The 22,985-nt window shown below is 33.8% G+C and carries 23 protein-coding genes; all 23 read right to left on the bottom strand.

All coding sequences use genetic code 11. The features are described from left to right. Positions 1-10: 10 nt before the first annotated feature. The 23 genes from AC0L8O_RS26500 to AC0L8O_RS26610 all read right to left on the bottom strand — a co-directional run bounded on the left by AC0L8O_RS26500 (position 11) and on the right by AC0L8O_RS26610 (position 22,973). Positions 11-316, bottom strand: a complete 306-nt coding sequence (locus AC0L8O_RS26500) for a hypothetical protein (protein ID WP_473449647.1) — start codon at positions 314-316, stop codon at positions 11-13. Positions 317-339: 23 nt separating this feature from the next. Then, the gene (locus AC0L8O_RS26505) at positions 340-1,149 is read right to left on the bottom strand and encodes a DUF3800 domain-containing protein (protein WP_473449650.1); all 810 of its coding nucleotides are present in this window, start codon (positions 1,147-1,149) and stop codon (positions 340-342) included. A 657-nt stretch (positions 1,150-1,806) separates the two neighbouring features. Then, complete coding sequence (locus tag AC0L8O_RS26510) at positions 1,807-3,117, bottom strand: restriction endonuclease (protein WP_473449652.1); 1,311 nt, start codon at positions 3,115-3,117, stop codon at positions 1,807-1,809. A 182-nt stretch (positions 3,118-3,299) separates the two neighbouring features. After that, a complete protein-coding gene (locus AC0L8O_RS26515; RefSeq protein ID WP_473449655.1) occupies positions 3,300-4,274 on the bottom strand; it encodes a hypothetical protein in 975 nt (324 codons plus the stop codon). 283 nt (positions 4,275-4,557) lie between these two features. Continuing rightward, entirely contained in the window at positions 4,558-4,815 is a 258-nt protein-coding gene (locus AC0L8O_RS26520) for a DUF3006 domain-containing protein (RefSeq protein WP_473449658.1), read from the bottom strand. Between the two features lie 14 nt (positions 4,816-4,829). Next, positions 4,830-6,062 carry an MBL fold metallo-hydrolase gene (locus AC0L8O_RS26525; RefSeq protein WP_473449660.1) on the bottom strand — a complete coding sequence of 411 codons (1,233 nt, stop codon included), beginning with the start codon at positions 6,060-6,062 and terminating at the stop codon, positions 4,830-4,832. Next, positions 5,996-6,670 carry a YHYH domain-containing protein gene (locus AC0L8O_RS26530; RefSeq protein WP_473449661.1) on the bottom strand — a complete coding sequence of 225 codons (675 nt, stop codon included), beginning with the start codon at positions 6,668-6,670 and terminating at the stop codon, positions 5,996-5,998. Before AC0L8O_RS26530 ends, AC0L8O_RS26525 begins: the two co-directional genes overlap by 67 nt. Before the next feature lie 364 nt (positions 6,671-7,034). Next, on the bottom strand, positions 7,035-7,178 hold the full coding sequence (locus tag AC0L8O_RS26535) for a hypothetical protein (protein ID WP_473449663.1): 144 nt from the start codon (positions 7,176-7,178) through the stop codon (positions 7,035-7,037). Between the two features lie 28 nt (positions 7,179-7,206). Beyond that, positions 7,207-7,575: a hypothetical protein gene (locus AC0L8O_RS26540; RefSeq protein ID WP_473449666.1), complete on the bottom strand. Its 369-nt coding sequence runs from the start codon at positions 7,573-7,575 to the stop codon at positions 7,207-7,209. 108 nt (positions 7,576-7,683) lie between these two features. Then, entirely contained in the window at positions 7,684-7,875 is a 192-nt protein-coding gene (locus AC0L8O_RS26545) for a hypothetical protein (protein ID WP_473449669.1), read from the bottom strand. Positions 7,876-8,069: 194 nt separating this feature from the next. Further along, on the bottom strand, positions 8,070-8,615 hold the full coding sequence (locus AC0L8O_RS26550; protein WP_473449671.1) for a hypothetical protein: 546 nt from the start codon (positions 8,613-8,615) through the stop codon (positions 8,070-8,072). Positions 8,616-8,918: 303 nt separating this feature from the next. Then, positions 8,919-9,122, bottom strand: coding sequence for an RNA chaperone Hfq (locus AC0L8O_RS26555; RefSeq protein ID WP_473449779.1), 204 nt, complete (start codon positions 9,120-9,122; stop codon positions 8,919-8,921). Positions 9,123-9,178: 56 nt separating this feature from the next. Beyond that, the gene (locus tag AC0L8O_RS26560) at positions 9,179-9,478 is read right to left on the bottom strand and encodes a hypothetical protein (RefSeq protein ID WP_473449673.1); all 300 of its coding nucleotides are present in this window, start codon (positions 9,476-9,478) and stop codon (positions 9,179-9,181) included. Between the two features lie 42 nt (positions 9,479-9,520). Next, positions 9,521-9,841, bottom strand: coding sequence for a hypothetical protein (locus AC0L8O_RS26565; RefSeq protein WP_473449675.1), 321 nt, complete (start codon positions 9,839-9,841; stop codon positions 9,521-9,523). Then, the gene (locus AC0L8O_RS26570; protein ID WP_473449676.1) at positions 9,792-10,982 is read right to left on the bottom strand and encodes a hypothetical protein; all 1,191 of its coding nucleotides are present in this window, start codon (positions 10,980-10,982) and stop codon (positions 9,792-9,794) included. The genes AC0L8O_RS26565 and AC0L8O_RS26570 overlap by 50 nt, the downstream gene beginning before the upstream one ends. Positions 10,983-11,107: 125 nt before the next feature. Continuing rightward, a complete protein-coding gene (locus AC0L8O_RS26575; RefSeq protein WP_473449678.1) occupies positions 11,108-11,608 on the bottom strand; it encodes a hypothetical protein in 501 nt (166 codons plus the stop codon). A 22-nt stretch (positions 11,609-11,630) separates the two neighbouring features. Further along, positions 11,631-12,131 carry a hypothetical protein gene (locus AC0L8O_RS26580; RefSeq protein WP_473449680.1) on the bottom strand — a complete coding sequence of 167 codons (501 nt, stop codon included), beginning with the start codon at positions 12,129-12,131 and terminating at the stop codon, positions 11,631-11,633. A 155-nt stretch (positions 12,132-12,286) separates the two neighbouring features. After that, positions 12,287-13,438, bottom strand: a complete 1,152-nt coding sequence (locus AC0L8O_RS26585; RefSeq protein WP_473449683.1) for a murein hydrolase activator EnvC family protein — start codon at positions 13,436-13,438, stop codon at positions 12,287-12,289. A gap of 24 nt (positions 13,439-13,462) precedes the next feature. Beyond that, a complete protein-coding gene (locus AC0L8O_RS26590) occupies positions 13,463-15,625 on the bottom strand; it encodes a C40 family peptidase (RefSeq protein WP_473449686.1) in 2,163 nt (720 codons plus the stop codon). 17 nt (positions 15,626-15,642) lie between these two features. Continuing rightward, the gene (locus tag AC0L8O_RS26595; RefSeq protein WP_473449687.1) at positions 15,643-17,640 is read right to left on the bottom strand and encodes a hypothetical protein; all 1,998 of its coding nucleotides are present in this window, start codon (positions 17,638-17,640) and stop codon (positions 15,643-15,645) included. Positions 17,641-17,678: 38 nt separating this feature from the next. After that, entirely contained in the window at positions 17,679-20,081 is a 2,403-nt protein-coding gene (locus tag AC0L8O_RS26600) for a hypothetical protein (protein ID WP_473449690.1), read from the bottom strand. A gap of 17 nt (positions 20,082-20,098) precedes the next feature. Next, on the bottom strand, positions 20,099-22,066 hold the full coding sequence (locus AC0L8O_RS26605) for a VirB4 family type IV secretion system protein (protein WP_473449693.1): 1,968 nt from the start codon (positions 22,064-22,066) through the stop codon (positions 20,099-20,101). Further along, positions 22,023-22,973, bottom strand: a complete 951-nt coding sequence (locus AC0L8O_RS26610; protein ID WP_473449695.1) for a hypothetical protein — start codon at positions 22,971-22,973, stop codon at positions 22,023-22,025. The genes AC0L8O_RS26605 and AC0L8O_RS26610 overlap by 44 nt, the downstream gene beginning before the upstream one ends. Between the last annotated feature and the right edge of the window lie 12 nt (positions 22,974-22,985).

Below are 22,985 nucleotides of genomic sequence, written 5' to 3' on the forward strand. Positions count from 1 at the left end.
GAAGTTGCTTTTAGTCCAGGTAAATTGTTTCAAAACAAGCTTTTCCATACAGAAAGGCTTCTCTAAAGAATAGCTTAACTTCAATTGTGGAGGAGGAGGATAATATATCAATTTCTTTGTTTATAAAACTCAAAGCATTTTTAGCTACGAATGCTCTACCTGCAAAGGATAAAATAAAACGATTGTCTATTATTGATATCTTCTTATAATCATCAGAATACCTTGTAACTTGCCCATTTGAACTTGAAGTTGTAATCCGTTTATCAGCTGTCATAATTACGCTATCATTATTTTTTACAGCGATCACCATTGTCATATGATTTTCCTCCGAAATCTGCATTAAGCTTTTATTATGTTTGTACTAAGAAAAATATTAAGATAGGTTTCAAAATTAATTTCAACCAATTCATGTGAATTTCCCCACTCAAAATATTTTATATTTTGCAAGAAATTATAAAATTTTGGTTCAGATTCTAATAACGAAACAATAAATTTTTTCTTTTCACGAATAGGTCGGCTAGTCGGTTCATCATTACGAATGATGGTTCTAACAATACCTAAGAGAATATCACAGATCTCTATACCAACTTCAGTTTGTTTAGGGTAGTAGTCAACCTCTGTAATAGTAAAATGTTCTCCACGATAAATTGATTGTATATTTAATTGCTGAAATAACTGATTTCTTAAATCATACCTTGTATTGTGATAGGTAGTATCATCTTCTATAAGGATCTGTGTATTTAAATGAACATAAGAACCATAACCTCTTAATAATCCATAGATAATTCTTTCTGGAAACTTCATGAAAATAGTCTGATCAGCCATATCTGGATATTTATGTTTAAGCTTTTTAGAGTCTGCTTCAATTTTAGATTGGTTATATGAAATTACATTCATTTTCATTAAATGTTCATTTTGAAGAATAGTACATATTATCTTCCAAATTTTCTTTCGTTTTTGACTATCACCGTTATAATCAGTCCAATGTAACTTTGAAGTTCTAATGATTTCATTTAGTTCCTGTACAGAAGGAGAGTTATAATAATGTGATGGTATAAGAAGTCCAGCCATTAAATGGGGACGTTCTTGGTTTTTTCCACTTTCATCAAAAAACACTTTGATAGAATGGTTAGTAAATGGTTGCTGCATATGTAGACCTCTTTACAAATTATTTTAAATCATGCATAATAGAATAAAGTTATAATATAAATGGGTATAGTAATACATAACTTGTTGCGCCCTATAAATAGCGACACGTTATTTATTACTTGGTGATACTACTCACTACGCCTTTGAAATAGTGGTGTGTAGCATCCATACCGATAAAAGGACTAGAAATTATTTCTAGTCCTTTTATTATACCAAACATATATTCTTATTTCCACCACTATTATTCGTTAAATTATCATTTAACGTCACAAATAAAAATATAAAAAAATAAGAGTAATAGATACCCTTCTTTAAGTGGAAACAAAACTGTCTACATAAACCAATAATACTCATTCTTTAATTCTATTAAAATTTATACTTCAACACTCGCACTTTGTTTGATATCAACTTGCTAATGCACAGTAACGTTGTACTGTGCATTAGTGTTAAATAAAACTAGAATTTTAAGTGTTCACTTTTATTGAAATATATAACTATCGAGATTCAACTATTACATCTTTTCTACAGATTTTACACATTTGGTCAGTTTCAAAATTGTTATCAATTTTGTCAATGTTGTCTGCACCAATTAGTATCAGCTCATGATTATCATAATGACAGTAGGGGCAAACTCCACCACAAATGTAGAGCATACAATTAAGATACCTCTTTAATTTTTTCTTTCAATATCTCTCGGTCCCAGAGAATCACATTATTTGATAATGCCAATTCAATAGCTGACTTTGTAAAATAATTATTTGTAATAACCACCGCCTTAGATAGATTATAATGCCTAATTCCAGAAGCTACTTCTTGAACAGCTTTATTCGAGACAGTATTTGAGTAACACTTTGTCTGTATCCCTAAACGCATCCCGTTCTTAGCAGCAATAATGTCAATTCCTTGATCTCCAGAACCAGGTGTTTTACTTGCCGAATACCCCATTCTTTTAAAGAGCTCACATATAAAGTCTTCAAATTCAATACCGCTCATTAAATCAACCTCTTCTATAGTGAAAGTATCTATAGTTGTCAAAGGAGAACCACTTGTATCAATTAATAATTCTTTTTCAAAAAAATCTAATTCACGATTTTTTTCAAATGATTCAATTTTATTACGAATGTGAAAATATAAGTCATACAACGTGTAATCTTTAGCAGATATGTTGTTATTCTTTAAGTAGTATGTAAACATCCCAATTGAATCAACTTGTTTATGTTCTATAAAGTCAATATCATAATATGAAGCAATACAATCATCTATTTTAGAGTTTTTCACATCTTTAAAGTAGCCTGAATAATGCGTTGAAAACTCATTGGTATACAACTTATTAGCTATATAAAATAATAATCTAGATACCAATATTGAAAAAGAATAAATATCTAATATCACATTTAAATATTTTGCATTAAATATATCCAGCAATTTTCGTACATTATTTTCAATAATGGGTGAGTAATAGTAATTTTCATACCTTATATTTCTTGAAAACATATCTGCTAAAAGAATATCCTCACTTACATGTATTCCTTTAATATCCTTAAATTTATCTTGATAAAATTTTCGGAAAAAGTTCTCTAAAATTATCTGTACTTCACTCACAAGTAATAAATCCTTTTTAATATCTTCTATTGATGATAGGAATAGTTCTTCTATTTTTCTTAACTTATACTGGTAATCAAGTAAGGTTGTGTATTCTTCACTTGTAAGAAAGAATTCAACATTATCACTCAAATTCCATGTCCTTAGGTATTTAGATTTTTCTTCTATTTTGCCCAATAGTTTCAAGTTCAATGAAAAATCTTCATCAATTAATATTACCTTGAAATCAACTAATACAACATAATATGCTATTGTTGAATTTGCCCACTTGTTTCCTATAACACAATGTATCCATTTACTTTCTTTTTTTAACCTATCTACCAATTCTATTAATTTATGTGAATCCTGCCATTCAGCCTGTTTCATTCCCCATCACCTACTTAAAACTTTCTCTCAAATCAAAATAAATTCTTCTATTTTTAATTTCATATCTTATTCTCTATTGTGTTACTTAGTTCCTTTATCCCCTAATTGTTTTCTCCTTTAATGTTCTATTACTCTACAAAATTCAACTCAAGCATATAGAATGTTTATGAGAGTCACGTTATCTATGGTCTCATGATAAAAGCATCATGAATGTATTTTGTAATTTCATTTATTTCTTTAACTTTAGAAAGGTTTATATATGCTTCATTTGGATATTTCTCATCATCTTTAACTGTTCTCCTGTTCCCTATTCCTATTTCATTAAATTTCCTTTGATAATCCAGCCCAACAGATTGATTGCTTTTCGAAAAATACAAGATTAAACAATTTCGGCTAGACCCTGTAGCTATTTTCGCAAAATATCCAGCGGTATTTTCCTTTTGAAACGCAATTCCACCTTTTACATTTTTAAGATCTCTTAACTGACCATTATACATTTCACTGATATATTCAAGCACCGTTTTCGCCATCACCTGTGATTCCTTCGGTAAGTTTCTTATATGGTAATCCTCATTCATCACACCAAGACCATTAATTTCACAGAATTCCTCAAATTGACTCACTAAAAAATTGGTAATAGGATGCTTTTCCTTCGTAAATACTTCCTTCTGAGATTGAAAAAAAATCAGTACTTCTGACCAATTTTTAATACTATTATCTACAATTTCTTGTGAATCAAAATATGTATCTTTATGTCTTTCTAACTGACTATTGTCTAAGGTATTACCTGGCAACTTTGTCTCGATAAGTAATAATGTATCACCAAAGATTAAAGCTGCATCTGCTCTACCTTCTTTTTTATTATCTGTCTTTTTAATTAATTTGTCTGTTATAGCCAATATAAAACCTCGTTTACATTTGGCCATATCCTCAGTTAAACTTGGTTGGAGCAAATATTTATTTACTTCATTAGTTTGTGAAACAATTTCTCTACCTGCGCAAAAATTGATAAAATTACATGTTAGCTGGTCATCTGAATGTAGCAAAGTATTAATCAATGCTCTTGTGCAGTTATTCTCAATTTGTATTTCTTTATCTAATCCGCTGCCTAAATATGCTTGAAAGATGTTAGTGTATATATTTGAATATTCTTTCATAATTTTTTACACCCCTTTTAATTACTAAACCAATTTATTCTTTTTTTAAACTATTTCTTTAATCCTCTCTTGTATAATTAATATCTATTTTAAAGGAAAATATCAGTTAAAGAATCAATTGAAAATGAATAGGATTCATTGTTAATAAATAAAATTACTTATTATAATTATTTCAATGGGTTTGATGTAATCATTGAGGATTCTTCTGGTTAAAATTTAAAGATGGAAGATAAATAATACATACAAAAGTGACTCTATTTTTATTAGAGTCACTTTTGTATACTTAGTTATTATTTTTACCTACTATTTTGTTTAACAGTTCTTGTGCATTATTTCTTGCTTGATTTGTTTCTTGTACTAGTGATTTTGAAGAAACTACCTTGCCTTTCATATCTAGTTCAAGCTCAATAATCGTTCCTTCTTCTATGTCCTCAGGAAGTTTACTTAGACTAACATCGATTTGAACAGCTTCATCCTCTCTTAAGAGTAAAACAGCTAAATTCTTTTCAATGCGATCTATCGTAAAAATCTTTTTTGACATAATTATCATCCCTCTTAACGTTCTCTATCAATTCGTACAGATTTTCCATCTGTTGTCATCACTATATCTCCATTTTCTATTGTGGAAGAGGTATCTACACCGAAATTAGATAAACGTTCCAGAACGGATGAACTTGGATGTCCATAACTGTTATCTCCAACAGATATAACAGCAATAATAGGACTAACTGCTTCTAGGAAAGCCTGTGATGTTGAAGTGTCAGAACCATGATGACCTACTTTAAGTACTTCAGAATCCAAGTCATAACCTTCTGCAATCATTTCAGCTTCAATTTCAGTGTCTGCATCTCCAGTTAACAAGAAATCAGCTTCGGCAAAAGATACTTTTAAAACAATAGAGGAATCATTGGTATCACTACTTTCCTCCAAAGCATTCAATACTTGAATATCTACAGTAGGATCTACTTCTAAAAATGATCCTTCTTTTGCTATCTCAAAAGGAATATTCTTTTGATCAATAAGACCTAAATAATTCAAATAAGTTTGAGTTGTATGAGGTTTACCGGAATCAATGACTTTTTTCACTTCAAGATTCTCTAATACGGGAACAAGTCCACCAATATGGTCTGCATCTGGATGGCTTGCTATCATGAGGTCAATGGAAGTAATTCCATGTTCAGCTAAATAAGCTAAAACTGTATCGCCCTCTGATTCTTTACCACCATCAATTAAGATTGTCTTATTACCAGGAGTGACAATTAATGTACTATCCCCTTGTCCAACATCAATGGTGTGAACCTCCATTTCCCCTTTTGGTGGAGCATTTTCTGCAATTAATTCACGTATTTGAGTTTCCTCTTTTTCTAGGTCGGATTTAACTTTACTTGGTAAGGCAGCATATCCTCCAGCTTCTTTGATAGCATCTGCCCTTAACTTTAAGCGATCTAATACTGACAATTTCGACTCTGCTTGACCTACTTTATTTTCGGAAAGTAAATTATTTATTGATTCTAATAGGCGTATCTGAGAAACCTCATAAATTGTACGTTCCACAGCAACTTTAGCAGGAACTACAAACTGAGAGTTAAGGTTAGCCCGTTTTGAACCTCCCCATACTTGACCAATCTTTGTTTCAGTAAGACGCAGTTGTTTAGTGAATTTATCATAGAGACCGTCAACTCTGTAAATTTCTCCACTATTAATTGCTTGATCATACTCTCCTAATAAGACTGTGAGTAGAGTCCCTTGTATATCAGCTTCACTAAAACGTAATGTTTGATTAACCAAACTTGGTAATGGAAGATATCCTCCAGCTTTTTTGATATCTTCAGCTCTTTTTTTAGACGTTCGAGTTTTTCTGTATCTGTGATAGCCTTATTAAGATTACCTTCAGATACATTCGCTTTAATATTGTTTAACAGGCGATGCTGCGAAACTTCATAAATAGTTCTTTCGATAGCAACCTTAGCTGGGGTAACATATTGCTCATTTAATTTTGAGCGGTTTGATGATCCCGATACTTTACCAATTTTTGATTCTAAATTTTTTAGTTGTTTAGTGAAAGAGTCGTATAGCTTATTGATTTTTATTATATCCCCACTATTAATCGCCTGGTTATACGACGTTAATTGTGATTTTAAAATATTTCCTTGCTTTAACGCATCATTATAAGCAACGTTTGTAGAGCTTGTGTTTGTTGTGGGTTTGTTAATCCTTACAATTTCACCATTACGATGATAATGATATTCACCTGTTTCTAGACCATACTGGGAACAATTAGTCCTACAAGTGTGGCCACCATTACTATCTAAGCCCCCTGGCGAAGCATTAGAAAGAGATGGAATTAATAATAATGATGAAGTAAGAAATAAACTCTTAATATATGTTTTTTTCAATGCTAATCCCCCTTAATATTTATATCCTCTTTTATTCTAAGACAAAGAATTATTAGTTACTAGAAAAATTATCCAACAAACCTAGAAAATAACTACATTACCAATAATAATCGAAAGAAATTTTTAAAAGCTGCCACCAAGACCAGTAAGTCCTTTTTTTGTTGACTATTAATGCATATCATTGTAACAACAAGAGACTTAAATAAATAAAAAACCCCGAATAGTAGACACTTCTTTATAAAGTGTCTACTATTCGGGGTGCAGGTTCACTATACTTTCAAAACTCTTATTTTATAGATCTTCTTCTTAATAATCCGATTGAGGTAAGACCACTTTGCATTATGGATGTTTTATTCTATTACTTCTAAACCTCTTCACCATTCTCTAACTTTTTAAAGTAAATTGCTAAATCTGATTTTAGTGATTCTTTCTCTTTGTCATTCAAATCAAGGTCTTCAATATTTTCCATAACATAATCTGGTAATACATCAAGACTTTTTATATCCATATACCAGGACCCTCCATTCTTCCATTACTTAATACATTTCATTCTTTATATAAAGAGAGGAGCAATACACACCTCCTCTCTTATACACCATAAAATAAGTATTCTTCTTTATTTTTTCAATATGACTAAACAGTAAAAAAATAGCCCCCGCAGCAAACAAAATATTCGCAACTAACACTTGGTCTATTAGAAAGCTAAAATTAAGAAGAAAAATGACAATGAGAGTTTCAAACAGAGAATATATGTGAATCTCAACCTTTTCTCTTCTTGGTAAATCTGAAATTTCATTGCCATCTCTTTCACTCGCTCTTACATATTGATGTTTAGAAATCAGCACATGTGATATGAAATAACTGGATAACATTAGTATGACTAACATTCCAATATTATCTGTCATATAGAGCCTACTAGGATCTATAGACAATTTATAAAAACCATAAATAAGCAATGTAGATATGACACTCACCCATACGGGTCACACATAGTTTGAAACTCTCCTTAATAATTAAACTACCTTTACATTTTCTAAAAACGGAGTTATATCTAATGGCTTTTCTTTATTACCGATTCGGCATTCCATCGACAAGATTTCTTCTCCTGTTAAGACATTTAATTCTGGTTTACCAACTAAGAAACCAATAATCTTGAACTCTGATGGATTTCCCGATAAAAATCTTCGGATATTCTTTCTTTCCATGCACTTTCACACCCTTCATTTTTAATATCTATAGCAACATCGGATATCCATGACCAAAAAAAACCGCCAATAACCCTAAGGGTATTGGCGGTTCTTCCACTCACATAAAATAATGACATTTTCGTCCGTTATTAATCTAGTTATATATTATCACATATTTCGAGGTTAGGCAAAAACAAATCACGACTTTTATCCTATTTTTTCATCTCTTCTATGAATTTGGAGAAACTCCCGAATTTCTTGCGAATATTATATAAAGTCGGATGTTCTTCTTTTTTAAATTCGTCATATTGTCGTTGAGTTAATACAGCCTTTTTTGTTTTTCCTAAACAATATTCGTATGCATTAACGTAATCTTTTTGAGAAAAAGAGAAAACTTTTTCAAACATATTATCATTAAAGTAATCATGCTCATAACTAGGTATTTCTTTCACGCAATAAAAATAAATGAAGTTCATAAATAGAAAGTTTGTATTATATTCTGAGTACTCGTCTACTATCGTGTTGTAAATAGAGCTAGAAATATATACAGATGTTGTTTGCATTTTATACAGTTCTTTAAATATTTCTTCGTTTCTTTCGGGCTTCCGGTCCGAAATAAAGTTTAAACTGTGTAATTTATAAAATTCATAGCCTTCCAAAACCATTTTTCCCCATGAAACTGATCCTTTAATAGACATCAGATCTTCATAAAAACTTAATGGAATTGAAAGAGGTATTAGAAGACCTTTTTCTTTCATAAGCCGAAACCCCATATCTCAATATTTTTCTAATGAGCACGTTAAGTTTTTGCTCCGTTCTAAACACCTAGTATGACAAAATGAGCAATAATATTCAATTAATTGCTCACCATTTGAGTAAAACTATTTAGATTTTAGAAATTTCTACTATTTCACTTCTCGTAAAGGTTTCATCTATATCTGGAACAAAAATGTTTATCAAAATTGTTTTAGCATAATAGATTCTACGTAACCAACGTATGGACTCCCATTATCTAATAGAACCTTATCACCTTTTTCAAGTGTTTCAATGCCTTCACGACTTCATCTACACTCATTCACAAGCACCCTTTCTCTTGCTGTTAATAGTTGGGATGGTAGTATTGTAGAAATAGCATGCTTATAAATAAGTTGAGGAGTCCCCTTAACATTAATTATAACTTTGTATTTGTCTGTCCCTTCTACAATGCCAGTTATACGGACACCCCTACCTAGGATTACTGTACATTTTTCTTTTCTTTCATGGATTCACCTAATAGTTTATCTTGTAGACTAATTATATCCTTCTTCATCATAGTCCTTCCTTAACAACATTCTAAATCAGCATGATAAAATATTCCCTGTTTAGTCCCAAAATCTACTGTATAGCAAAGCTTTTCACTGTCATTATGGACACGAATAATTAAACCACGCTTTTTTTCGAATTCCTTTAGATAAAAATAATCTTCAATATCTAAAGAGTCTTTGTCAAGTGGCAGCACTATAACTTTCTGTTCGATCACATATGGTTTTATTTCGAAAGACTCAATTTCTAATGGATTATCAGGTAACTGTTCTGAAATGTCATCTTCAATTTCAAAAAGTTCTAGCTGGGTAAGACTCACATAGTACTCCTCCAAATCTATTTCAAATCGACTATAAATATTTTATAAAGCACTTTTGGTAATAGTTTGTAGCCATGAGTATGGAACCTGATAATACTCTGAGATTCTTTCGTCCAAGTACACTTTTTCAGACTTTACTTCTATTTGATATTGAGATCCTTTTAACAGTAAATGATCATCATTCCAAGACAAAATATAATTCTCATGGACCCAATCATGGGGCTGATGGTAATTGTGTTTACAGAATACATAGATTTTAAAAAGGATATATTTTAAATTAGTACGAACATCATTTCTCTTTTCATCCATGTCCTCACCATCTCTCAATAGGCTTTTCACTAAACCATTGGGTTCTTGGATCATGATTTCTTCCTTGTTTACGCTTATATTCTTCCTTCTTTTTTGGATCACCAGGCCAATTTTTCTCTTCTGGTAATACATTTAGCGGAACTCCCGCTTCTTCAGCTATCTTTTGAGCGATTTCCACTCCTAAATCAAAGATAATATCTCGTTGTCCTTGTTGAGTTAAGATTTTTTTAACTCCAACTAAGACGCAGCCTTCCATCTCAATACTTGGATCAACTGGAATTGGTCTCTCATATCCTCTTTTAGTTTCTACAAATAAAGGTACACCTTTACTATCTTTAGGTAAACGACTAAAATCTGGAGTCCAACCAAAAGGAACATCTTCAGGATTTCTAAAAATGTGATAATTATCTGGAATGATACTCATATTACGCGTAAACATTCCATTCTTTTGGCAGCTAGTTGTTGTTTCATAACCATTAATCGGATCAACAACTTCGTCTGTTAATTTACATCTGCTTCTTTGTGGATCAAAGTTCTGACATAAGGTACACGTTGCATATATTTTCTTCATTTCATTAACCTCTCTTTTTAATAATTGTAGTGGGATGTCATCTTTACAATAGTTAATTTTTATACGATTATCGGCAAGGAATTGTTCCTCTTCTTTTGTTAAATATTTTTGGCACTTTACACATTTTAAAGTTGATAGATTAACATCATCATTGTTTAATACTTTTTGATGCTGTTTATCTATATTTACTCCTGGATTATTAGACCAATCACGGTAAGGGGCAAGATCTTTCCACCCCATTCTATATTTATCACAGGCTTTTCTTAAAGCATCACTTTCTGCTGAAAGGATGGCATTTTTTAAATTTTGTATTTTCCCAGTATCAGAATATGTAGTGAAGTTAGCAAACCCTATTCCTTCTCGTTCTGCATTTAGAATTTTTAATATTCCCTTTACCTGTACCTGGGATTCTCTTTCATAAATAACCGGATCTCCTACCAGGCGCCAAGACCAATATGCACCTGCCACTTCTTCCAACCTTTGAAGATATGCCTGAACAGGAATACGTGCATTATTGTTATTATTTGTATTAACTTCAACTGTCCCATTAGGAAAAGGTGCAGCTAATTTCTCTTTGATTTCATCATAAATTTTTTGAACATCTTGTAATTCTTGTAGATTCATAATTACCCCTCAATATCTAGTGAGTTAAAACCTATCATACTACTATATATGATATTGATTCGATTATATATTATATGTTTCATCGAATCAAGGGAAATATTTCTATAAATAAATAAAAATCCTCATTACTGAGGATTGGATGGGACAAAGAAATGATAAATATCTGGAGTATATTGTAAAAGGATCCACATGATTGGCGCTCCAAACACCATTCCCATTCCGATTCTTTTACGCGGAGGATTCTTAGCTGCTAATAACCAAATGGCTATTCCGGCATAACCACCAAAGAAGATCATTGGTTCTAAAAGAACTTTTAATAGATTAAAAACTACTTCTCCCCAACTTTGCGTTGAGTTAACAGCTTCCGTTAATGTTTCATCACCCGTTGGTTCATGAGGTTCTTTACCATCCTTAAAATACATAAATACTAATGGTAAGTAAAGGACTAGTAATGCTCCTATTGAACCAAATATAGTAAACAAATACGCCTTTCTTCTTCTAAAAGGATTTTTCGAAGAAAAAAGATAAAAAAAGCAACCGATCAAAATTATAAACCCGAATACCGGGAAAAATATTAGTTGAATAAACCGAATAGAATTTTCTAGTATTTCCTGAATTGGATCCATAAACAGCACCCCATTCCTTCTATTATATATTGTCTTCAATTCTATCAATTAATTCCCAAACAGATGAATCTATGTAATAATAATTTGTTTCATACTCGAAATCAGGCTCATTAGTAGAAGTAATTAAGTGTTTAACCTTCTTAAGCTTAACATTCACTCTAATTGGTTCGGATAAGTCTTTGTATCGCAAATCAACAACTAGTCGAATAGAATCCTGTTCAAACACCATCATATTTTTCACATATTCTACAGATTCTAAATTTTTATTACGAGTCAATCGATTCATAATGTCAATTATTAAACCTTCCCTATCAGTGGCCTCTGTATCAAAAGCATCTTTTGAATACTGCTCAAGAGTAAAGGCATCAGGATATAAATCTTGCTTTTCTAACATAGATAAAGCAAATAAATATTCAATAGCTGACTCTGGTTTTGAATAACGTTCTTCTAATTGCTGAGAAACCTTATTGGTTTCGATCCCCTCTTTTTTCATGTTCATTTCATAGTTAAGGTTTTCTACCATAGTTGAAATTTCTATTTTGTCATTAGACACAGAAGGAACCGCTAGTGTCCTATAAATGGCGAAGCCTGAAAAAGAATTAGTACTGCACCAACAGTAATTAACAGTTTGTACAACGACCTACTTCCTCCTTTCGAGATTAGTTTCCTACGTACTTCTTATTCGCTTTTCGTTTGAGCTGAAAATGGAATATATAAAAGAGGATTGATTGACTTCAACTCCTCACCTTCTTTTTTCTTCATCTCAAAATGAAGGAGGATATCATCTGACACACCTGTATTCCCCATCGTACCAATAAAATTCCCTTTTGCTACCTTAGTTCCAGCTTTCACAACCCGGGTATCTAGGTGCGTATAAATGCTTACATATTTTTGCTCATTTAAGGTGTGTTCAATATGAATGGTACTTCCAAGAGTATTTGAAAAGTAGGACTTTGTTACAGTTCCATCTGCAACAGCCACAATTGGTACTTCACCTTCTGTGTTTTTTATGATATCCACCCCCTGATTGAACCCATTGCGATAACCGTAAGTTGAAATGACTGTACCGATTGTTGGTGCCATGAAATCACCGCTACTTTCAGGAACCACAGATATATCAACATCACCTGCTGAATAGTTTCCCACATCGTTATCTTCTACAGTCTCTAAAACAAAAGTAGATGTGTCTTGAACAGGTAAATTAATCTTCCCTTGAAGAAGTTTTTCTTTTTCGAGAATATCTATTTTTAGAAATTTCTTTTCTTCTTTTTGTTGATTAATAACATCTAAGTTTCCTAATAACTCTAATTTAAGACCTTCAATTGATTCATTTGCTTCTTTTATATAGGCTGTGTTCGTTTTAAGTAAATCCTTATTACTTAAATAACCTTTTAAAAATTGCTCCTCACTTTTAACTTCACTAAAACCGGTACCGACCCTTTTGAGAAAGTTTGATTCCTCTCCTCCGAAAACATACCTAAAGTAGCGTGACACTTTATTATTAGATTGTATTTTTTCTGCTTTTACCTCTTGGTCTGCTACTCGCTTCTTTAACGTATCTGTTTCCTTAACTTTTAATTCATAAGAGTTAATTATTTCTTCTAATTCCTTCTTTATTTGTTCATAGCTTTTTTCATTGTCTTCTAAAGCCATGTTAAGTCGTTCAAGTTGCTCTTGCAAAGCTGTATATTCGTTTTGAATCTCATACAATTCCGCCTCATCCATTGTTTGGACAAGGGGAGTATCGTTTTCTTGAGCATGAACATTGGATAGACTGAACAAACTATAGATTGCTAGAATACCACTGACACATACCTTATTAATCTTCATTATTTCTCCCCTTTATCCATGTACTTACTGAATTCTCTTAACACGTCCATTGAACTTTTGTTTCCAATAACCAGTAGACATATCAGCAATAGCAACACCAGTAGAGCTTTGAGCACCTATGAATTTACCATTTCCCACATAGATACCAACATGCCCATCGGTTTTGTAAGTATTAAAGAACACCACATCGCCTGGTTGTATATCACTAGGAGACACTGCTGTACCTTTATTCTTTAATGTCTCAGTACTTGTACTAGTTAACGGTCCTAGATTTATACCTACTTGAGCAAATGCCCAATGCACGAAGCTCGAACAGTCGAAACGGCCACGAGCAATATCATTTTGGTTACGTCCTCCACCAAAAACATAGACAGAGTTCCCTATCCATCTCTTTCCTACCTCTACAACACTAGCATTGCCCGCACCTGTCCCATCATCAATAGAAAAACCACCGTCTCTAAAAGAAATTGCTCGGTTGTATACTTCATTTACATAATGGTTAGAGTGGTTGTAATGCCAAAGAGCCTTTTTAATCTTCTCTTCATTATCTTTTACATATCCATTTTTACTAAGTTGTTTAGCAGCCGTATAAACTGCGTCCTCGATTTCCCAAGGCGAACTTTGACCGTTCCCGTTCCCGTCCGTGCCATATCCACCGTACTTCGCTATTGTTGATGGGTTGGTTACAAAAGTTATGAGCGAGTCTAGAGGACCGCGAATATCTCCACTTCCCGTTACTGAAAACGATGAATTCCCAGAAAAACTCCAACCAATCCAAGTTCTCAACATGTGCTGTAAATGACCTTTCGCTCCTACACTAGAGCCTAAACTCGGATTTGAAGCGGCAGGATTTGACGAGAAATTGGTCTCCTGTGCGTGTATGGAAGCTAGCACAAACCAGTCAACATTAAATTCTTGAGCAGCTGCTTCGTATAAAGGTTTTAGCTCCTCAGGGAACCATCCACCTCCAAAACCAATATTGAAGAAACTTCCCGTAATATTAGCTCCTATACATCCTGCAACATCCTGGTCTTTAGCACACTTAATTAATCCTTCAAAATCTACTGATATCTTCGGGAAAAGATCATCAATATGTTCTGCAGTTTCTAATACATATTCCAAGTCTTCAGGTTTAACAATTCTTGATAAGTCACCTTCTGGAGTATTAACTAACAAAAAAGATAGTAAACTCTGAGCATCGTAAGTCACCATTGGGCTACCTTCGTCATCTAATTGATAAAGTGTGTATTTCACAAAAGTCTCTGTTGTACAATTCTCATTTGTTGTTTTACCCTCACTTACCCAATCACCTGTTTCCAAAGTATATGTAAAAGATGTAGTCGAATAAAGTAATGTGGCACCGGTAACAACATCACGTTGCGGCAAATCTTCAACACTATTCGTTGTCGTATTTTCTACTTTGACAGTCTTGGATTCTTCTCCAGTATCAGGGTCAGTGGTTACTTCTTCTATTGAACAAGAGGTTTCTTTTCGTATTTCTTTCTTTTCTCCACTTGATTTTCCATAAGTCATATCGACATTCATCGATTGGTGAGTGAAGTAATAGTCATAAGCACTATTAATCTCTGAGTAAAACTTTTCTCTAGCTGTAGCTTTTTCACTAGCTGTTCCTACTGGCGTATCCCTAAATTCAGTATGCCAAGCTTTATAGGAGGATTTCTTAAGATTTTTATAATTATAGAGAGTACCAGTTATTGCCCAGCTAGGAATCATCATATCCGAAACTTGCTGTAAAAACATCTCGTTAACAGGAGAGTAAGGATCCGATGATTGTTGACTTCTCAGTTTTGAGACAAGCGGATTAGCTAGTTTATCAGAACGATCAACAACAACTTCTTTTATTGTATTATCAAATAAGACTTCTGCTTCATTTCGTTCCCCTCCCTTACCAAAGAAGTCAAAACTAGCTACACTATCCATAACTATAAAAAGCAAAATAATAATCAAAATCACTAAAAAGATATATGGTCCAAAAAAAGCTACTAACGCTTTAATAATGGCTGGAATTAGTTTTGTAATAAACATTTTCAGAAACTTAGCAGCGGCTTTGAATCCTTTCATAGCTAACTTTCGAACCCTCTTATTATGAGCTGCAGACTTTGCAATTTGACCTAACTGATTAGTAGTCTGTTTTGCTATATCCTGACTATTGGGATTATGACTCAACGCTATCCTCCTCTCCCTTATAAAAACCCTTTATGTCTAGGAGCATGATTTCTCCTAAATGTATCTCCTATTCCATGAATTGTGTCTGCTACCCGATCACCTGTACTTCTCATATCTGTACCAGGTAAGCCTGCTTTATAATAATCATCTGGATTAAGATTACTTGCATTAAAAGTAGAATCCAACACTCTATCACCAGAACCTTTAATAAAAGCATCTGACGTTCTATGAAGATGATTAGTTGAACCATTTAACATGGGGTTACTACCTTGATGGTATTGACCATTTGCGTCCTTTTGTAACTGGGGAGTAATAGATGAAAACTTATAGTCTATCTCTCTATTCAATCCATTTTTTAATGATGGATCCGCAGCACCTAGCGGACTTATTCTTTCCAAATTGTCATTTCCATGATCTAAATAAAAGGCACTTCCTTTATTATCTTGAAGCCACTTTACATTTTGATCAGGGTAAAGATTATTAAATTTTTCTAGGTTTACTCCTCCGAATCCACCTGTTTCATTTGAATTCAATATTCGTTGTCTTGAAACACCACTCAATGCATGTCCAATATTTCTACCAGCGTCTCCTAGGCCAAATAACGCTCCGTTTGCTTCACCTAAATTTCCAAATAAGTTTCTACGTTTCCCAATATCCTTCATTGCATCTTTAAAGGTTGAATTTCCTTTAAAGTCTTTCAATGAACGATGGACATTTAATCCATAAGCTCCGATGTTACGTGAACCTTGTAGAGCGGCTAATGAAGCACCCTTTCCTAATTGGCTTCCTAACATAACACCTTGAGGTCCTAATACGATACCTGCTGTTCCACCTAAAATAGCACCCGTTTTACCAACACCGGATTTAAGCATATTCCATCCTTTAGAATGCTTTCCTCCCGCTAGTTCACTAATCCTTGTTTTTGCTTGGGTAGCAAAGCTAGACTTCTTTAGCGGGTTATTAGTAGCAGTATACTTCGAAACTTTAAGAGCTTTTGATAACGAAGATATACCAGACATACCAAACTTATGAGCTACTTCATTTGATTCAGAAAGTTTTAACCATGACATTAAAATACCAGTCAATGGTATAAATAAAACTAGTAGAATCATTTTAAATACAGTTCCTGACGCTCCGCTAACCAAAGTTGATAATAGTAAAAATACTGTGAGAATCAAGGCATGAAAACTCTGCAAAAATATCAATCCACACAACTCTCTGACCCAAGTACCAAAAAAGTTTCTAGTTGATGGATATAGCAAGGAATACCCAGCAATTGGAGCAATAATAATCATTAGTAGAATGACTACTTTTCGGAATATATAGATAAAGTTTAAATAGAGAGATAGCAACCATTCTGCTACGAATACGATAATATCGGTAAATGAAAAACCTTCACTAGCTGAAGCTATACTTAAACTTTTTGAATCTATTCCATTAGCTTCTAGGAAAGAACGTAGTCCTTGAACAATACCGTGATTGATAATGAATATCTGTTCAATAAAGAGATTAAAAGACACTATAAAAAGGATTACAACAAACCACATTTTTACGTCATCCCAAAAGTCAGCATTTGATCTACCAATCATCGATCCGTAAGCTAACTTGATAGCCACTATCATCATAGTGAGAACCATCAACATAGAAAAGACGCCTTTTAACAGATTGACCATTGGATTAATAATCTGGGTCTGTTCGTCCACAGTAAACATTCCATAGACTAATTCAACATTTTTATCACTCCAGATACAATATGGGTTTCCAAATACTAAATTAGCTACTGAGTTAATTCCTGCAAAATCTAAGAGACTAGAGATAATGTCAATCGTGTATGACTCTTGTATAGATGCCTCATCTTCTTGATATTTTTCAATGTTCGCTTTTGTCGTCTCGTTGTAAACAGGCTGACATAAACCACCATTTTTATCATTCGTCTCTTTCTCTGATTCAGCATTTGTTATTTGAGGTGTTAATAAGAGGTTAAATATAACAAATATTAATAGGATCTTTCGCAAATTCTCACCTCTATCTGTAATAGTCTAAGAGGAGCCCCTTAGACTATCTCTCGTCTTCTTCCTTTATCTTTTTTTACTTTAGATGTAACCCAACTTGATGCTGATTTAACGGTCTGACTTGATAAGTGAAGTGTATCGGCTACATGATCACTAACCGAGTTTGCCTTCTTTCCAACAGACGTATTAATAAAATATGCATCTGGGTTAATTCTTGAAGAATCAAAGTTTTGATCTTCAACACGTGTATTCGTCATAGCGGCTTGAGCGGTCTGAAGATTTATTTTTCCGTCCTTACTTCCACCACCAACAATATAAGAATTACCCGTTCTCATCAAATGAGGAGTCGATCCAGGTAGTCCTGCTGTAACATTCTGTGAACGTGGATTTCCACTATCATCTAATTTCAATTGTTGTTGTTTATAACTACCATTTGGTTGCAATTCCAAATTCCCCATTTTTGAATTCGAGAATTGAAATGGCGTTGCTCTAACCGAACTATTTTTTAATGTAGGATCTGCTTGGCCCGTTAAACCAATCTTAGTCCATTCTCCATCACGATTTTTCATCATAATAGCTGACCCTTTATTCGTTTGAAGATGTAATGCTTGCGCACCAGGATTGCTTTCAGCAAAACGTTTTAGAGACGGCGTAACGTAACTTCCATTTACTCCTTGAATAACTGATCCTTTATTCGTTTGAAGATGTAATGCCTGAGCACTAGGGTTACTCTCAGCAAGCCGTCCCTGAGATGGAGAAGTATAACTTCCATTTACTCCTTGAATAGCCAATCCACCTTGGGATTGAGGAGCATTTGCTAACCTATTTCTTGATACACCACTTAATGCATGTCCAACATTTCTCCCTAAATAGCCCAGACCAACCATACTACCAATAGATTCACCTACATTCCCACCAAATTCTCTCCTTGCTTCCAAATTACCCATAAAGCCTTTGAGGCCTTGACCATTTTGTTCGTTATAAGTAAAAGGAGATGCTAATGTTTTTAGAGAATTGGCAAAACCATATCCGACATTTCTAGATGCCTGTAAAGCTCCTTGGGAAATAGCTGATCCCGCTTTCGCTCCAGCAATTACTCCAACTGGATTTCCTGTGACTGCGCCTGCAGCACCACCAATTACCGCGCCGACAGCACCGGCACCTTTCTTCATGTTCTGCCAAATAGAAGAATTCTGTCCCATGGCAGAAGAAGAAATACTCGTAATTCCACTATCATTTCCTCCTCCTGCAGACATTAAAGAACTCTCCGCTGAACTTGAATTTAATGTACTAGAACCATTGGAACTATTGGAGTTATTCGAGAACATGTTGCCACCACGCATAATGTTACCTGCCTGTTGAGCAAGCATAACAGTACTCATGATTCCTCCTAAACCAACCATCGACATCATCGAACCAACTTTACTTGATGAATCGCCAATATTAAGCCAGCGTGAAATCATTCCACTTACAGGTATAAACATCATCATTAAACCGAGCTTCATGATGACCCCTGCCCCTAAATCTGATAACATCACAAATGCAAAAAGTACAATTGCATGAATTGTTTGTAGGAATACATTTCCTACTAATTCTTTTATCCAAGTCCCTAAAAAAGCACGAGTCTTCGCAAACAGCATTGAGTAAGCTGCAATAGGTCCCATTATTAGAAGAATAAGGATGATAACCTTTCTTGAAATATAGACGAAGTTTAGTATTGTCGCTAACAACCACTCTCCTAAAAAAGTTATAATCATGGGCATGACACCAAAGGAAAGACTCATGTCTTTGAAATTTGAGATAATTGAAACACCATCAACATTATCCCCAAGTAAGGATCGAATAGATTGAACAATTACCGTATTCAATCCAAATAAAGTATTTGTAAGTGGAATATAAGCTAGCATAAAGATCGCCGATAATAACCACATCTTTACATCATTCCAAAACTCTGCCCTAGATTGAGGACTGATAGCATTTAAACCCATTTTTAAAGATGCTATTAAAATAGCAAGTACAAGTAATGTTACATATGATGCACTAAAGAGTTTTAACATTGGTTCAACAATTGTTGATCTCTCTTTTTCAGTAAAAATCCCATCTGACGACAAGGAATCTTCCTTATCTAACCATAAACAATATGGATTTCCGTAAATAAGAGTATTAAGCCCCGCTATATCCCCTATATTGAAAATATTTTGTACCTGACTTGCAACGAATTTTTCTGCCATGTTTGCATCATTTTCTTTAAAGTCATCAATTTTTTCATTTGCTTCTTTACTAATCAACGGATTACCACACTGCCATTGATATGTTACACCTTTTGAGTCAACAGTTGGATTAGAAGGATTAATATCATCCAACTGTTTTGGAATAGCGAAAGTCTGAATAGGATCAATTAGTAAGGAACATAATAGAGATAAACAAATAATTAGTTTTTTCACTATGGTGTCTCCCCCTATCAGCTGCTGCTTACTTTAATATTTTGATTTGTATTCAGGTACACCCATTCGCTAGGTGTAGGTTCACTTCTGAACGCAACAATCTCTTTACCTGCTTTTAATACAACATCACCAGTATCAGCAGTTCGAATCATCTGACCCACTTCATCTGAGAAGCGGAACGTTTCTAGTATTGGGTCAATATCTTGATCGGACTGTTTTAGAAATGCAACTGTATTTAGCTGAGCGATAACATCTTGAGCTTCTTCTGTTCGGTGGAACATTTCATACCTTTGTGAAACAAGAGTTAAACTAACATTCCATTTTCGCCCACGAGCAGATAGCAATTTAAAGAACTCCATCATACTTGGGTACTTAAGCATCATCCATGCCTCATCCTGAACAATCCTTTTTTTGGTCTTCGGATCATTTTTCACAAACCGGTTCCACGTCCAAGTCATAAGCACATGTTGTGCTAGTGGTCGCTCTATACCATTAGAAGAAAGTCTTGAAATATCGAAATTTATAATCGGTGCTTTATCTAAATCTAGATCTTTATCATTACTCGATATTAATTTTGTTTGACCATCAAACATACCAAAAGCTCGACCTTTTCTGAATAAACCAATAACACTTAGTATTTCATCTAGACCTGGCACTCCGCTATTCTTCTGTTTTTCAATCTCAATATATACATCTGAGATCGTAGGCATTTCTGTATACTTTTCTTTCCAAATTAGGTTTCCCTCATCATCAATCTCTTCAATTTTTTCAAATAAAGAGCTTGGGTGTTCAGTTATTCCTTTTTCTGCATACAATTTGTTTAGAACTTCATCTAAAATCCCTAACTCTGTTGGAGTAAGAGTTGCTCCAGATTGACCAGAAGCTGATTCCTTCATAACCTTGAAGAACTCAATACCTTCTTTAATCTTTTCGTTAAGATTTACTTTCTCAACTACATATTCATCCGGTTTATTTTTATTAAAAATCTCTTTCTCTACATAAACATCAAGCGGATTAATTCGACTACTCTCACCTTTATAAGAGTCAGAACGTAATTCGATGACACTTCCACCTAATGCTAATGTCAAATCTGTGTATTCGGGTTCAACGTCAAATATGACTACTCGATTAATACCATCCATAAAGCCACGCCCAATTATTTGTTTGACGAAAACCCCTTTTCCAGCTCCACTTTCTCCAAAACAGCCAAAATTATAGTTATTTAGTTTCTGGTCAAAGTTATTGAAGTAAACATACTCGTTACCATATACTCCAATTGGCATACCACCTGTATGATTTAACTTACTCGATGTATGGGGGAAGATAGCAGTTAGTGCAAGCTGGTCCAAATTCCTAGAGGCCTTAGATAAATAATTTTTCCCCAATGGTAAGTTCGATAAGAATCCTTCTCTTTGTCGACCATACGCATTAATTAGCTCTATTGATTCGCCACCGAGAGTGGTTTCAACATCTACACACTTTTGATTTAATTCTGTTAAACTCTCAGCAAAGACAGTGGCCTGAATACTTACATAGTAAAGACCGTTTTGGTTATTACGAATTTGATCTCTTAGAAATTTCGTATCCTGTAATTTCTGAAGGGTTTCTTCTACCCTTGCTGTGTTATCACCTTTTATTGCTGAATAGTAAACCGTTTCTAATTGATCTACTTTTTGTTTTAGTTTTCGTTGAGCTTCTGTTCGATGAAATGGTTCAATATGAACAGATACGTCCATATCATCACCCATAAATAACCCTTCGAGCCAATTAATCCTAACTGTTCTTGGGTAACCGGAAGGTTTCACGAAAAAAGTACGTCCATATTTAATCAATCCTAGACCAGTTTGCATCACAAAGTGATCATCTTTAAACGTAATCCCATCATTCAACGCGTTTTCAATTAATGAAGGATAAGTTATCTCTTTTTCCGCTTCAACCGGTTTAGGAGACTTCTTCTTCTTTTTCTTTGGGTATATATTCTTCATAATCACTAACACCCTCCCCATAATCCTCTAAATTTTGAACTAAGTCTTCGAAACCAGGTAACGACTCAGGATCAACCGTTATGTAACTAGTAATCTTCTCTTTATTAGGCTCTACAACACTTTCAATAGGATGAATGAGCATTCTTTCCCTATTCAGTGCTCGCTTAACAACCTCCATTCCTTCTAGTGATTCTAAAATTTCAGATTCGATTTTTGCGCGAGCTAACATTTTTTGAACAATTGTCGCTTGCTGATATAAGATTTCAGCAATGCGTCTTTCCTTTTGTTCAGGTGTAAGTTTGCCCATTTTTGACGTTTCATAAGTGTAGCTAACAATGTAATAAACCCTTCTCGTTAACCGAAAATCATTTGTTGCTCTTTTCGTAATATACTTAATTACTTCATTGTTATAATCCCTTGTTTGTGAGTTTGCTTTTTTTAGATTTTCTTCAAAACGAGCTCTTTCCTTTCGTAAATCCTGACGTACTGCTTGTCCGACAATTTGAAGCGGGAAGTTAACAACTCTAAATAAAGATTGATAACCGAGAATAATTGACTGCCTTTCACTCGCATTTAATAAATCAAAGTTAACGAAATCTGTTGCAACAATTAATGAATACTCATTTTTTGTTTTTTCAAATATTCCGTATCTAATATCTTTAACTTCAATTAAATCTTTTAACGATTCTTCTTCTTTCTCTCTTTTGATGTTGCTCCTTTGTTTCTGATCCATCTGAACCGATGAATGTCCGTTTTCATCCTGTTTTTGCTCTTCCAAAAACTGTTTTCTTTTCCATCCAAACGCTGGCTCATTTCGGTCCATACGTCTCTTTGCAATGGCAATAAAAACTAAGGCAACACCTGTTAGTCCAAGCATAAGGAAAATAAATATATCAAAGAACACCATTAATCTTTACTC

Source organism: Metabacillus sp. KJ11-3 (assembly GCF_055808295.1).